We start from the raw sequence: 12,247 nt of genomic DNA, 5'->3' as shown, positions 1-12,247 counted from the left end.
CTCCCACAGGGGGATTTGAGGAGAACTTGAACATGCTGCAAGTCGACAAGCTGCACCAGTACTACGGCGGTAGCCACATCCTGCGCGGCCTGAGTTTTGACGTGAAGGTCGGCGAAGTGACCTGCCTGCTCGGGCGTAACGGTGTGGGCAAGACCACGCTGCTCAAATGCCTGATGGGCCTGTTGCCGGCCAAGGAAGGCGCGGTGAACTGGGAAGGCCAACCGATCACCACGTTCAAGCCGCATCAACGGGTGCACGCGGGGATCGCCTACGTGCCGCAGGGCCGGGAGATTTTCGGCCGACTGACCGTGGAAGAGAACCTGCTGATGGGGCTGTCGCGTTTTCCCGGCAGCGAAGCCAAAGAGGTTCCGGCGTTCATCTACGAGCTGTTCCCGGTGCTGCTGCAAATGAAACAGCGGCGCGGCGGCGATCTGTCCGGCGGTCAGCAACAGCAGCTTGCGATTGGCCGCGCACTGGCCAGCCGTCCGCGTCTGCTGATCCTCGACGAGCCCACCGAAGGCATCCAGCCGTCGGTGATCAAGGAAATCGGCGCGGTGATCAAGAAACTTGCCGCCCGTGGCGACATGGCGATTCTGCTGGTGGAGCAGTTCTACGATTTCGCCGCCGAACTGGCCGATCAATACCTGGTGATGTCCCGGGGCGAGATCGTGCAGCAGGGCCGTGGCGAAAATATGGAAGCCGAAGGTGTACGCGGGCTGGTGACTATTTGAGGTTACGGTCTAATCTGTAGCGTCCTAACGATAATCAAAAAACATGAACTTACCTGTTGCGACTGCCCTGTTTACCCCGAGCTGGCACGCCGAGCTGGAGCTGGCGTACGCCCGCTTCGGCGATTGCACGCGGCCGACCCGCCGCCGGCACCTCGGCCCGTTGCGGGTGCAAAAGCATCTGTACGCCGAAGGGCCCGAGGTCTGCCAGCACATCATCGTCCACCCGCCGGGCGGCATTGCCGGCGGTGACCGGCTCGACATCAGCGCCCGCGTAGCACAAGGCGCCTGGGCACAGATCACCAGCCCCGGCGCGGCCAAGTGGTATCGCGCGGCGGGGCCCGCTTATCAGTCGCTGAACCTGCATGTCGCTGATGGCGCGACACTGGAATGGCTGCCCCAGGAAACCATCGTCTACAGCGCCGCCCAGGCGGAACTCACGACCTCGATCGACCTTGAAGGCGATGCGCGACTGTTTTACTGGGACGTGGTGGCGCTGGGTCGTCCGGCCAGTGGCGAGCGCTTTGACCTCGGGCATTTTCAGGCGCATCTGGATATTCGCCGTGATGGCCGGCTGCTGTGGCATGAGCGCCAGCGCATCGTCGGCAACGATGGTTTGCTTGATTCGCCGATCGGGCTGGATGGCAATCCGGTGTTTGCAACCTTGCTGGTGACCGGTGAGATCGATGCTGAATTGCTGGAACGCTGCCGCTCGCTGGGCCACGACGTGCGCGGAGATCTGACGCAATTGCCCGGTCTTTTGGTCGCCCGTTGCCTGGCCAGTGAAGCGTTGCTGGCGCGAGCGTGGCTTATTGAATTGTGGCGGTTGCTGCGGCCGAAATTGATGGGACGCGAGGCAGTGCCGCCAAGAATATGGAGCACCTGAAAACCAGCCCTCACCCCCCGCCCTCTCCCGGAGGGAGAGGGAGCCTGACCGAGGTGACCGCTGGAAATGTTTCAGACACAAGAATTCAACTGACTGAACTGGCCATTGAAAACGACCGAGATCAGTCCCCTCTCCCTCCGGGAGAGGGCTAGGGTGAGGGCTGGGTCTGACTGACACCCCACTCACCACAAGAACCACACAAATCTGCCCAAATGGATTTCAAACGATGGACCTGACCCCACGCGAAAAAGACAAGCTGCTGATCTTCACCGCCGGCCTCGTGGCCGAGCGGCGACTGGCCCGTGGCGTGAAGCTCAACTACCCGGAGGCCATGGCCTACATCTCGGCGGCGCTGCTCGAAGGCGCCCGTGACGGCCAGACCGTGGCCGAGCTGATGCACTACGGCACCACGCTGCTGACCCGCGAGCAGGTGATGGAAGGCATCCCGGAAATGATCCCGGAGATCCAGGTCGAAGCGACGTTTCCCGACGGCACCAAACTGGTCACCGTCCATCAACCGATCGTCTGAGGCCGCGCCATGACTTACACCATCCGCGATGCCCTGCACGCCGACCTGCCGGCGATCCGCGACATCTACAACGACGCCGTGCTCAACACCACGGCGATCTGGAATGAATCCGCCGTCGACCTCGGCAACCGTCAGGCGTGGTTCAGCGCGCGCCAGGCCCAGGGTTATCCGATCCTGGTGATCGTCGACGCCGACAACACCACCCTCGGCTACGCTTCGTTCGGTGACTGGCGACCGTTCGACGGCTTCCGCCACACCGTCGAGCACTCGGTCTACGTGCGCAGCGACCAGCGCGGCAACGGTCTCGGCCCGCAATTGATGAGCGCACTGATCGAACGCGCGAAAACCTGCGACAAACACGTCATGGTCGCCGCCATCGAAAGCGGCAACGCCGCATCGATCCGCCTGCACGAGCGCGCCGGTTTCACCACCACCGGGCAGATGCCGCAAGTCGGCACCAAGTTCGGCCGCTGGCTCGACCTGACCTTCATGCAACTGACCCTCAATCCTGGCGCGGAGCCGCCGCCCGCCCACAAGGAGTGACACCAATGAACCCCGCCCAACTGCGACGCGTCAATGCTGAAAGTTTTGCGCACTATCGTCAGGGCCTGATCGACCTGCTGCTCGACGCCGTAGGGTATGGCGCCAGCGTCGGTTTCATGGCCGACCTCGATGCCGCGCAGGCCCGCGCCTATTTCGACGACGTGCAGGACAACCTGAACAAGGGCAACGTGTTGCTGTGGGTGGTGGTCAAGGACGAACAGGTGCAGGCCAGCGTCCAGTTGAGCCTGTGCCAGAAGGCCAACGGCCTGAACCGCGCCGAGGTGCAGAAACTGCTGGTGCGCGAACACGCCCGGCGGCGCGGCCTCGGCCAACAGTTAATGGAAGCGCTGGAACTGACGGCTCGCCAGTACAAGCGCGGCATGCTTTACCTCGACACCGAGGCCGGCTCCCCCGCCGAAGATTTCTACAAGGCCCTGGGCTACACCCGCGCCGGGGAAATTCCCGATTACGCCTGCGACCCGAACGGCACCTATCGCCCGACGGCCCTCTATTACAAAGTCCTGCAAGGAGCGAACTGATGATTCCCGGCGAATACCGGATCCAGCCCGGCGATATCGAACTCAATGTCGGTCGCCGCACCGTCAGCCTCAAGGTGGCGAACAGCGGCGACCGGCCGATCCAGGTCGGTTCGCACTACCATTTTTTCGAGACCAACGACGCCCTGACTTTCGACCGCGCCGCCAGCCGTGGCATGCGCCTGAACATTCCGGCGGGCACCGCCGTGCGCTTCGAGCCGGGGCAGAGCCGCGAGGTGGAACTGGTGGATTACGCCGGGCACCGGCGGGTGTTCGGGTTTGCCGGGCGGGTCATGGGTGACCTCTGAGTCCGCGTGTACCGCAGCCCTCACCCCAACCCTCCCGAAACGTCGGACCGCCCGGAGGGAGAGGGAGCCGATCACCGATAGCCGCCTCACCGCGATCAGTCCCCTCTCCCTCTGGGAGAGGGTTAGGGTGAGAGTCGATGGCTCACCGCTATTTTCCTGAAGGACGCTAGATGAAGATTTCCAGACAAGCCTACGCCGACATGTTCGGCCCCACCGTCGGCGACAAGGTGCGCCTGGCCGACACCGAGCTGTGGATCGAAGTCGAACAGGACTTCACCACCTACGGCGAAGAAGTGAAGTTCGGCGGCGGCAAAGTGATCCGCGACGGCCAGGGCCAGAGCCAGTTGCTGGCAGCCGAAGTGGTCGACACCGTCATCACCAACGCGTTGATCATCGACCACTGGGGCATCGTCAAGGCCGACGTCGGCCTCAAGGACGGGCGCATCGCCGCCATCGGCAAGGCCGGCAACCCGGACGTGCAGCCCGGCGTGACCATCGCCATCGGCGCCAGCAGCGAGGTGATCGCCGGCGAAGGCATGATCCTCACCGCCGGCGGCATCGACACCCACATCCACTTCATCTGCCCGCAGCAGATCGAAGAAGCGCTGATGAGCGGCGTCACCACCATGATCGGTGGTGGCACCGGTCCGGCCACCGGCACCAATGCCACGACCTGCACTTCGGGGCCGTGGCACCTGGCGCGGATGCTCCAGGCGGCGGACGCGTTCCCGATGAACATCGGCCTAACCGGCAAGGGCAACGCCAGCCTGCCGGAACCGCTGATCGAACAGGTCAAGGCCGGCGCCATCGGCCTCAAGCTGCACGAAGACTGGGGTACCACCCCGGCGAGCATCGACAACTGCCTGAGCGTTGCCGACCAGTACGACGTGCAGGTGGCGATCCACACCGACACCCTCAACGAGTCCGGTTTCGTCGAAACCACCCTCGGCGCGTTCAAGGGTCGCACCATCCACACCTATCACACCGAAGGGGCCGGTGGCGGCCATGCGCCGGACATCATCAAAGCCTGCGGTTTCGCCAACGTGCTGCCGAGTTCGACCAACCCGACCCGGCCGTTCACCCGCAACACCATCGACGAACACCTCGACATGCTGATGGTCTGCCACCACCTCGACCCGAGCATTGCCGAAGACGTGGCGTTCGCCGAAAGCCGCATCCGCCGCGAAACGATTGCCGCCGAAGACATCCTGCATGACCTCGGCGCGTTCTCGATGATCAGCTCCGACAGCCAGGCCATGGGCCGCGTCGGCGAAGTCATCACGCGCACCTGGCAGACCGCCGACAAGATGAAAAAGCAGCGCGGCCCGCTCGCGCAGGACGGCGAAGGCAACGACAACTTCCGCGCCAAACGCTACATCGCCAAGTACACGATCAACCCGGCGATCACCCATGGCATCAGCCATGAAGTGGGTTCGGTGGAAGTCGGCAAATGGGCCGATCTGGTGCTCTGGCGCCCGGCGTTCTTTGGCGTGAAGCCAACGTTGATCCTCAAGGGCGGCGCCATCGCCGCGAGCCTGATGGGTGACGCCAACGCCTCGATCCCGACCCCGCAACCGGTGCACTACCGCCCGATGTTCGCCAGCTACGGTGGCTCGCTGCACGCCACCAGCCTGACCTTCATCAGCCAGGCGGCGCAGGCGTCGGGACTGCCCGAAGCGTTGGGCCTGAAGAAGAAAATCGCCGTGGTCAAAGGTTGCCGCGAGGTGCAGAAAACCGACCTGATCCACAACGACTATCTGCCGAACATCGATGTCGACCCGCAGACCTATCAGGTCAAGGCCGACGGCGTGCTGCTCTGGTGTGAACCGGCCGAAACCCTGCCGATGGCGCAGCGTTACTTCCTGTTCTGACAGCCGACGCACGCAAAAAAGGCCCCGAGCACCTGCCTGACGCAGGGTCTCGGGGCCTTTTTCGTGGTGCTGGAAAACCACCGGGCAAAGGGTCGTGTATTTCTCGCCAAAGGGACTAATATTCGATTCGCTGTCGCCTTTTTTCAGGAACTGCCCATGCGTCTTTCCGAGTTCATCCTGGCCAATATCGACGCTATCGTCGATGAATGGGAACAGTTTGCCGCTACCATCACCCCGGCCGCCGACTATCTGGACTCCGCCGGTCTGCGCGATCACGCCAGCGCCATCCTGCGGGCCGCCGCCCGCGACATGAGCAAACCGCAAAGCCGCGACGAACAGGTCGCCAAGGCCAAGGGCGAAGGCCCCGAAAAGACCCCGAGTCTGGATGAAGCCGGCGCCAGCCATGGAGAACTTCGCCATACCGTCGGCTTTGACCTGGTGCAGATGACCTCGGAATTCCGCCACCTGCGCGCCTGTGTGATACGGCGCTGGGTCGACAGTCTGGAATCGCCGGACATGGCGTACTTCCAGGACATGATCCGCTTCAACGAAGCCATCGACGAAGCCCTGGCCGAATCGACGGCGGCTTACGCCGAGCAGATGGAGCATTCCCGGGACATCTTTCTGGCCATTCTCGGCCATGACCTGCGCGCGCCCCTGCAAGCGGTGAGCATGTCCACCGAGTTGCTGATGCGCAAAACCACGCTGCAAGGCGATGCTCTGACTTGCGCGCTGAACATCAAAACAGGCGCGCGACACATGGGGGCCATGGTCAGCGACCTCTTGGAGCTGGTACGCAGCCGCCTGGGCAGAAGCCTGCCGATCGAACCCGCGCCGATGGACCTGGCCGACGCGGCGCGAGCGGCCATCGCCGAGGCCTGCGCCGGCAATCCACAATGCGACCCGACCCTGAAAGCCGAGGGCGATACCCGTGGCGTCTGGGATGCCGGACGGATCGATCAACTGCTGCAGAATCTGATCGGTAATGCCTTGCAGCATGGCTCGAACCGGCAGGAGATCCTGGTGACGCTGCGGGGCGACGCTGCAAGCGTGCACCTGAGCGTGCACAACCACGGCGTGCCGATCCCTGAGGAAGCCATCGGCACCCTTTTCGATCCATTGGTGCGCAGTGCCGACGAAGAACTCGGACAGCCGTCGACCAGCCTCGGTCTGGGCCTGTTCATCGTCAAGGAAGTGGTGACCGCACACGGCGGGACGATCGAAGTCAGTTCAAGCGCAGCCGACGGTACGCTGTTCAGCGTGACGCTGCCCAGACAGGTATGAAACGCTACTCGACCACCAGCCGCGCCAGACGCTGACGGAGCATGCGGTTCTCGGATCGCAACTCCTGCACTTCTTCCAGCAGGTCCAGCGCCAGCGCGACGCCTTCCCATTCCAGCTCCAGGTCGCGCCGCAGCTTGGCGGCGCGTTTGGCCAGGGCCAGTTCGTAATCGGTGAAGCGCCATTCCCTGGGCTGCGCGCCCTGAGGTTCGAGGATGCCGTGTTCGACGATTTCAATCACGTAGACGTCCGACAGGTCGGCCGCCTCACAGAATTCTGCCATGTCCAGTTGAACGATCAGGGGGCTGCTCATGATGGGCTACTCCGTCGTCAGTATCAGAAGTTCTCGCGCGGATTGAAGGCGGCCTTCTTCGCCAGTTCCTGCCACAGCGCCTTGACGTCATCGCCGTTGGCTTTGGGCATCACGGCCTTGAGCTGGACGAACAGATAACCGCGCTCGCCCGCCTTGTTCTGCAGACCGTGGCCCTTGGCACGCATGCGCTGGCCGTTCTGGCTGCCGGCCGGAACCTTGAGGTTGATCTTGCCGGTCAGGGTCGGCACGGCCACTTCGGCGCCCAGCGCCAGCTCCCACGGTGCCAACGGCAAGGTGATGATCAGGTTTTCGCCTTCAACGTCGAATTTCGGGTGCGGCGCGAAACGGATGGTCAGGTACAGATCGCCATTGGCGCCGCCACCGATGCCCGGTGCGCCCTGGCCCTTGAGGCGGATGCGCTCGCCGTCGGCCACGCCGGCCGGGATCTTCACGTTCAGGCTCTTGCTGGTGTTGCTGACATGCTGGCCCGAACCGTTGTATTGCGGGACCTGGAAGCTGATCTTTTTCGATTCGTTCGAAAGCGTCTCTTCCAGAAAGATCGGCAGTTCCAGTTCCACGTCTTGCCCTCGCCGTCCGGCGCTGCGGGATTGCCGGCCAGCGCCGCCACCGAAACCGGGGCCGCGATTGCCGAAGATCGAACTGAAGAAGTCCGAGAAGTCACCGGTGTCGCCACCGCCGCCACCAAAGCCGCCACGGCTCTGCCAGCCCGGCGGGCCCTGAAACGGCTGACCGTGCTGGCCATAACGACGCAGTTCGTCGTATTCGGCGCGCTTGTCGGCGCTTTTCAGCGCTTCATAGGCTTCCGAGGCGTCCTTGAACTTGGCCTCGGCGTCCTTTTCCTTGCTGACATCGGGGTGGTATTTGCGCGCCAGCTTGCGATAGGCAGCCTTGATCGCCTTGTCGTCAGCCGTCGGCTCCACGCCGAGTATCTTGTAATAGTCTTTGAAGTCCATCGAAGGAATCACCATCCGTTATCGATTTCGCGCCGATGCCAGCATGCGCCGATTCGCACGTGCCGGGTTGACCGATCTCAAGGTTGTGACCGGGTGGCGCAGCAGAAGTTTATCGGCAGTGGACGGCGGTTCTTGCGACCGCCGGTATGTCTGCCGGCCCATGCCAGCAAGTTTGGGGCAAAGCGCCGAGTTTCAAGCAAGCTTAGTCGTGAAATAGCAGATGACCGGCCTTCGAATCTGTCGCGCACTGACATACACTGCGCGGCCGTTTTTTGACCGGAACCGTAAGACCATGAAAGACGCCTCTCCAGCCCGTGCCTGCGGCATCGACTTCGGCACGTCCAACTCCACCGTCGGCTGGCTGCGCCCCGGCATGGAAACGATGATCGCGCTGGAAGACGACAAGATCACCCTGCCGTCGGTGGTCTTTTTCAACATCGAAGAGCGCCGTCCGGTTTACGGCCGTCTGGCGCTGCACGAATACCTGGAAGGCTACGAAGGCCGGCTGATGCGCTCGCTCAAGAGCCTGCTGGGTTCCAAGCTGATCAAGCACGACACCAGCGTCCTCGGCACCGCGATGCCGTTCAAGGACTTGCTCGGGCTGTTCATCGGCCAGCTCAAGAGCCGCGCTGAAGCGACCGCCGGTCGTGAGTTCGAGCAAGTGGTGCTGGGCCGTCCGGTGTTCTTCGTCGACGACGATCCGCTGGCCGACCAGGAAGCCGAGGACACCTTGGTGGAAGTGGCACGCAAGCTCGGTTTCAAGGACGTGTCGTTCCAGTACGAGCCGATTGCCGCGGCCTTCGACTACGAGTCGACCATCGAAAAGGAAGAGCTGGTCCTGATCGTCGACATCGGCGGTGGTACCTCGGACTTCTCGCTGGTGCGCCTGTCGCCCGAGCGTCGTGGTGTGGATAACCGCCACGACGACATTCTCGCCACCGGTGGCGTGCACATCGGCGGGACCGATTTCGACAAACAGCTGAGCCTGCAAGGCCTGATGCCGCTGTTCGGCTACGGCAGCCGCATGAAAAGCGGCGCGTTCATGCCGACCAGCCACCACATGAACCTGGCGACCTGGCACACCATCAACTCGGTGTACTCGCAGAAATCGACCCTGGCCCTGGGCAGCATGCGCTACGACATCGAGGACACCGGCGGCATCGACCGTCTGTTCAAGCTGATCGAACAGCGCGCCGGGCACTGGCTGGCGATGGAAGTGGAAGAAACCAAGATCCACCTGACCCACAACGACAGCCGTCATGTGCCGCTGGATCGCATTGAGTCGGGCCTGAGCGTGGAACTGACCCGGGCATTGTTCGAGTCGGCCATCGAGTCGCAGCTCGAGCGCGTGCGCGCCAGCGTCACCCGGTTGCTGGCCGACGCGAATGTGGCGGTGGGTCAGGTCGATACGGTGTTCTTCACCGGCGGTTCCAGCGGCATCCCGGCACTGCGCAACAGCGTCTCGGCGATGCTGCCGAACGCGCGGCATGTGGAAGGGAACATCTTTGGCAGCATTGGTAGCGGTCTGGCGATTGAAGCCATGAAACGTTACGGCTCGGTGAACTGATCCAAAAGCGGCGGTGCGCCCTTCGCGAGCAAGCCCGCTCCCACAGGTTCAGTGTGATCCTGTGGGAGCGGGCTTGCTCGCGAAAGGGCCAGTTCAGACGCTGGAAGTCTGGATCAAACCATCCCGCCCAGCTTCAACTCACTCTTCAGATACGCGTAATAAATCGGCCCCGCCACCACCCCCGGCAGGCCGAACGCGGCCTCGAACACCAGCATTGCCAGCAGCAACTCCCAGGACTTGGCACTGATCTGCCCGCCGACGATGCGCGCGTTGAGAAAGTATTCGAGCTTGTGGATAAAGATCAGGTAACCCAGCGCCGCAATCGCCACCCAGATCGACAGCGACAGGCCGACGATGGTGATCAGCGTGTTCGACATCAGGTTGCCGATCACCGGCAGCAGGCCGAGCAGGAAGGTCAGCACGATCAGGGTCTTGGTCAGCGGCAGCTTGATCCCGAACAGCGGCAGGATCACGGCCAGGAAGATCCCGGTGAAGAAGGTGTTGAGCAGGGAAATCTTGATCTGTGCGAACACGATGTTGCGAAACGCCTGAACCAGCAGGTGCAGACGGTCGAACAGGGCGGCCGCCAGCGGTTTGCGCTTGGTGACGTCCGGTACGCGCTGCAAGGCGATGATCGCGCCCAGCACCATGCCGATCAGCAGCGTCACGAACATGTGCGCCGCGTCCTTGCCCACCAGTTGCAGCTCCGACAAATGCTTGCTCGCCCATTCACCGATGGCCACCCGGAACTCGGCGGCACTGGCCGGCAGGTAGCTATCGATAAACGGCGGCAGTTGCCCGCGGGCGCGGTCAACCACACCCATGAATTTGTCGAGGGAAGCGCCGGGGTTTTCCGCTTCATGCAACAGGAAACTGATGGCCCCGGCAAAGATCAGCGCCAGCACACTCACCACCAGCGTGCCGAGCAGCGCCACCGCCAGCCAGCGCGCACGCCGGCCTTCGATCAACCGTTGCAGTTGCGGGGTGAGCATGTTGACCAGTTCGAACACCAGCAACCCGGCCAGCAGGCTGGGCAGCAAACGCAATGGCAACACCAGCAACAGACCGCCGAAAATGATGATGCAACTGACCCAGAACACAACATGACGCTCAGAAAACGTTGGCATACAGCCTCAAAACGAACGGCGTAAAAGGATTGGCAGTCTGCCAGCGATCCTTGGGGAGCACTAGGGATATGCGGTGTTTGGGGTTTGGTGTCTGACTTGCGGCCCAGCCCTCACCCTAGCCCTCCCGAAACGTCGGACCGCCCGGAGGGAGAGGGAACTGATTGCGGGATGCTTGGGTGATCTGGCGACCTGAAAGCTCTGTATCGAATCCATAATCGACCGGATGTTTCAGGTCGAAGAATGTCTGGAAACAACGCGGTCAGTCCCCTCTCCCTCTGGGAGAGGGTTAGGGTGAGGGCCTGGATCCCAAGCCGGACACATCTGCCAGTCACCACTCAAACCCGCTTTATTTTTTCTTCAGGCAATCACTCATGAAGGTCTTGCGCGCATCGCCGGTCAGCGCCTTGGTGGCCGCATCGGCATTGCAGGTTTTCATTTTCTGTTGCTGCGGGGTCAGGGCCTTGGCATCGTTGGCCGCCGGCGCTGCCTTGAGGCAGGTGCTCATGAAGGCTTTGCGCTCGTCGCCCTTGAGGCTCTTGGCCGTGGCGTCGGCGTTGCACGTGGTCATCTTGTTCTGTTGCGCCGTGGCGGCGAAACCCTGGGAGCACAGCAGCAGACCGATCATCAACAAAGGGACACGCAACATCTTCATGGAGTTTTCTCCTTGGCGCCGCCTCGATGGAGGTGGCCTCTGCTGGAGTGTAGTCAAAGCTTGTTACACCTTCCTGGCCTCAAGATGGCTGCGCCGATACTGCTCCGGGGTACATCCGGCCTGCCGGGCAAACATGGCGATGAAGGCCGAGCCGCTGCTGTAGCCGAGATCGAAGGCGATTTCCTGCACGCTGCGCGAACTCTCCAGCGCCTCGATCGCCGCAAGATAACGCAGCCGCTGACGCCATTCGCCGAAACTCATCCCCAGCTCCCGCACGAACTGCCGGGCCAGGGTGCGCTCGCTGACATGCACCAGCGCCGCCCAGTGCGCCAGCGGCTGGTTGTTGCCGGGCTCGGCCTGCAGGGTTTCAAGGATGGTCAGCAATCCGGGGCTGCTGGCGTAGGGCAGATAGCATTGATGGACCGGCGCCTGGCGCAATTGATCCACCAACACCTGGGCCAGGCGCTGGTCGGCTTCGAACGCGGGAATCTTCACATCGCGGGCGGCGAAGTCCTTGAGGATCGCCTTGAGAATGTCGCTGATCGCAAGAGTGCAGGCCTGCGCCGGCAAATCGGAACACACATCCGGCGCCAGGCACACCGCCCGATAATTGACCGGCTGATGGCTGTAGAAACTGTGCTCGACCTGCGGCGGCACCCACACCGCGTACTGCGGCGGCGACATGAAACGGCTGCCGTCGACATCCATGTGCAGCACACCGTGGGCTGCGTACTCCAGCGTGCCCCACGGATGGCGGTGCGGCGCGGCGTATTCATGGGCGTTGAAGTCGGCATAGCGGAAATACACTGCCGACGGCAGTTCGCTGAAATCCAGCAGATCGATGTGTTTACTGTTCATGCTGTCCGGAATCAGGGGCGGGTTGTCCGGTTCGCAGTATAGGCCTGCATCCAGACAGGGGATAATCGCCGTTC

At 62.6% G+C, this 12,247-nt stretch carries 14 protein-coding genes; 9 read left to right on the top strand and 5 right to left on the bottom strand.

Going from position 1 to position 12,247, the window contains the following annotated elements:
* Positions 1–32 precede the first annotated feature (32 nt).
* The 8 genes from urtE to PDR5_RS02935 all read left to right on the top strand — a co-directional run bounded on the left by urtE (position 33) and on the right by PDR5_RS02935 (position 6,685).
* The gene (gene urtE / locus PDR5_RS02970) at positions 33–731 is read left to right on the top strand and encodes an urea ABC transporter ATP-binding subunit UrtE (protein ID WP_039766753.1); all 699 of its coding nucleotides are present in this window, start codon (positions 33–35) and stop codon (positions 729–731) included.
* A gap of 43 nt (positions 732–774) precedes the next feature.
* Positions 775–1,614 (top strand): urease accessory protein UreD, encoded by an 840-nt coding sequence (locus PDR5_RS02965; protein WP_064593173.1) that lies wholly within the window; start codon positions 775–777, stop codon positions 1,612–1,614.
* 226 nt (positions 1,615–1,840) lie between these two features.
* A complete protein-coding gene (ureA, locus tag PDR5_RS02960) occupies positions 1,841–2,143 on the top strand; it encodes an urease subunit gamma (RefSeq protein ID WP_011332234.1) in 303 nt (100 codons plus the stop codon).
* A gap of 9 nt (positions 2,144–2,152) precedes the next feature.
* Entirely contained in the window at positions 2,153–2,686 is a 534-nt protein-coding gene (locus PDR5_RS02955) for a GNAT family N-acetyltransferase (RefSeq protein WP_064593171.1), read from the top strand.
* A 5-nt stretch (positions 2,687–2,691) separates the two neighbouring features.
* Positions 2,692–3,225, top strand: coding sequence for a GNAT family N-acetyltransferase (locus PDR5_RS02950; protein ID WP_064593169.1), 534 nt, complete (start codon positions 2,692–2,694; stop codon positions 3,223–3,225).
* The gene (locus PDR5_RS02945) at positions 3,225–3,530 is read left to right on the top strand and encodes an urease subunit beta (RefSeq protein ID WP_064593167.1); all 306 of its coding nucleotides are present in this window, start codon (positions 3,225–3,227) and stop codon (positions 3,528–3,530) included. Before PDR5_RS02950 ends, PDR5_RS02945 begins: the two co-directional genes overlap by 1 nt.
* Positions 3,531–3,700: 170 nt before the next feature.
* Positions 3,701–5,401 (top strand): urease subunit alpha, encoded by a 1,701-nt coding sequence (ureC, locus tag PDR5_RS02940; RefSeq protein WP_064593165.1) that lies wholly within the window; start codon positions 3,701–3,703, stop codon positions 5,399–5,401.
* A 156-nt stretch (positions 5,402–5,557) separates the two neighbouring features.
* A complete protein-coding gene (locus PDR5_RS02935; protein WP_064593163.1) occupies positions 5,558–6,685 on the top strand; it encodes a sensor histidine kinase in 1,128 nt (375 codons plus the stop codon).
* A gap of 4 nt (positions 6,686–6,689) precedes the next feature.
* Here the strand turns inward: PDR5_RS02935 and PDR5_RS02930 are convergent, their stop codons facing one another.
* Positions 6,690–6,995: a chaperone modulator CbpM gene (locus tag PDR5_RS02930; RefSeq protein WP_039766735.1), complete on the bottom strand. Its 306-nt coding sequence runs from the start codon at positions 6,993–6,995 to the stop codon at positions 6,690–6,692.
* Between the two features lie 23 nt (positions 6,996–7,018).
* Positions 7,019–7,969 carry a DnaJ C-terminal domain-containing protein gene (locus tag PDR5_RS02925; protein WP_064600657.1) on the bottom strand — a complete coding sequence of 317 codons (951 nt, stop codon included), beginning with the start codon at positions 7,967–7,969 and terminating at the stop codon, positions 7,019–7,021.
* A 292-nt stretch (positions 7,970–8,261) separates the two neighbouring features.
* On the opposite strand from PDR5_RS02925, the gene PDR5_RS02920 reads away from it, so the two are divergent.
* Positions 8,262–9,536 carry an Hsp70 family protein gene (locus tag PDR5_RS02920; RefSeq protein WP_064593161.1) on the top strand — a complete coding sequence of 425 codons (1,275 nt, stop codon included), beginning with the start codon at positions 8,262–8,264 and terminating at the stop codon, positions 9,534–9,536.
* Between the two features lie 113 nt (positions 9,537–9,649).
* Here the strand turns inward: PDR5_RS02920 and PDR5_RS02915 are convergent, their stop codons facing one another.
* The 3 genes from PDR5_RS02915 to PDR5_RS02905 all read right to left on the bottom strand — a co-directional run bounded on the left by PDR5_RS02915 (position 9,650) and on the right by PDR5_RS02905 (position 12,173).
* Positions 9,650–10,663, bottom strand: coding sequence for an AI-2E family transporter (locus tag PDR5_RS02915; RefSeq protein WP_064593159.1), 1,014 nt, complete (start codon positions 10,661–10,663; stop codon positions 9,650–9,652).
* 346 nt (positions 10,664–11,009) lie between these two features.
* A complete protein-coding gene (locus tag PDR5_RS02910; RefSeq protein ID WP_011332224.1) occupies positions 11,010–11,315 on the bottom strand; it encodes a PsiF family protein in 306 nt (101 codons plus the stop codon).
* A 63-nt stretch (positions 11,316–11,378) separates the two neighbouring features.
* Positions 11,379–12,173, bottom strand: a complete 795-nt coding sequence (locus tag PDR5_RS02905) for an AraC family transcriptional regulator (protein WP_064593157.1) — start codon at positions 12,171–12,173, stop codon at positions 11,379–11,381.
* Between the last annotated feature and the right edge of the window lie 74 nt (positions 12,174–12,247).

Source organism: Pseudomonas sp. DR 5-09, assembly GCF_001655595.1.
GTDB lineage: Bacteria > Pseudomonadota > Gammaproteobacteria > Pseudomonadales > Pseudomonadaceae > Aquipseudomonas > Aquipseudomonas pharyngis.
The sequence above is the reverse complement of the archived record's forward strand: the minus strand, read 5'-3'. Positions and strand labels throughout refer to the sequence as shown.

Bases quoted from the DNA above. Each gene is read 5' to 3' on its own strand.
- PDR5_RS02935 (WP_064593163.1), top strand. From the start codon at position 5,558: ATGCGTCTTTCCGAGTTCATCCTGGCCAATATCGACGCTATCGTCGAT.
- ureC (WP_064593165.1), top strand. From the start codon at position 3,701: ATGAAGATTTCCAGACAAGCCTACGCCGACATGTTCGGCCCCACCGTC.
- urtE (WP_039766753.1), top strand. From the start codon at position 33: ATGCTGCAAGTCGACAAGCTGCACCAGTACTACGGCGGTAGCCACATC.
- PDR5_RS02925 (WP_064600657.1), bottom strand. From the start codon at position 7,969: ATGGACTTCAAAGACTATTACAAGATACTCGGCGTGGAGCCGACGGCT.
- PDR5_RS02945 (WP_064593167.1), top strand. From the start codon at position 3,225: ATGATTCCCGGCGAATACCGGATCCAGCCCGGCGATATCGAACTCAAT.
- PDR5_RS02915 (WP_064593159.1), bottom strand. From the start codon at position 10,663: ATGCCAACGTTTTCTGAGCGTCATGTTGTGTTCTGGGTCAGTTGCATC.
- PDR5_RS02930 (WP_039766735.1), bottom strand. From the start codon at position 6,995: ATGAGCAGCCCCCTGATCGTTCAACTGGACATGGCAGAATTCTGTGAG.
- PDR5_RS02920 (WP_064593161.1), top strand. From the start codon at position 8,262: ATGAAAGACGCCTCTCCAGCCCGTGCCTGCGGCATCGACTTCGGCACG.
- PDR5_RS02910 (WP_011332224.1), bottom strand. From the start codon at position 11,315: ATGAAGATGTTGCGTGTCCCTTTGTTGATGATCGGTCTGCTGCTGTGC.
- PDR5_RS02905 (WP_064593157.1), bottom strand. From the start codon at position 12,173: ATGAACAGTAAACACATCGATCTGCTGGATTTCAGCGAACTGCCGTCG.
- PDR5_RS02955 (WP_064593171.1), top strand. From the start codon at position 2,153: ATGACTTACACCATCCGCGATGCCCTGCACGCCGACCTGCCGGCGATC.
- PDR5_RS02965 (WP_064593173.1), top strand. From the start codon at position 775: ATGAACTTACCTGTTGCGACTGCCCTGTTTACCCCGAGCTGGCACGCC.
- ureA (WP_011332234.1), top strand. From the start codon at position 1,841: ATGGACCTGACCCCACGCGAAAAAGACAAGCTGCTGATCTTCACCGCC.
- PDR5_RS02950 (WP_064593169.1), top strand. From the start codon at position 2,692: ATGAACCCCGCCCAACTGCGACGCGTCAATGCTGAAAGTTTTGCGCAC.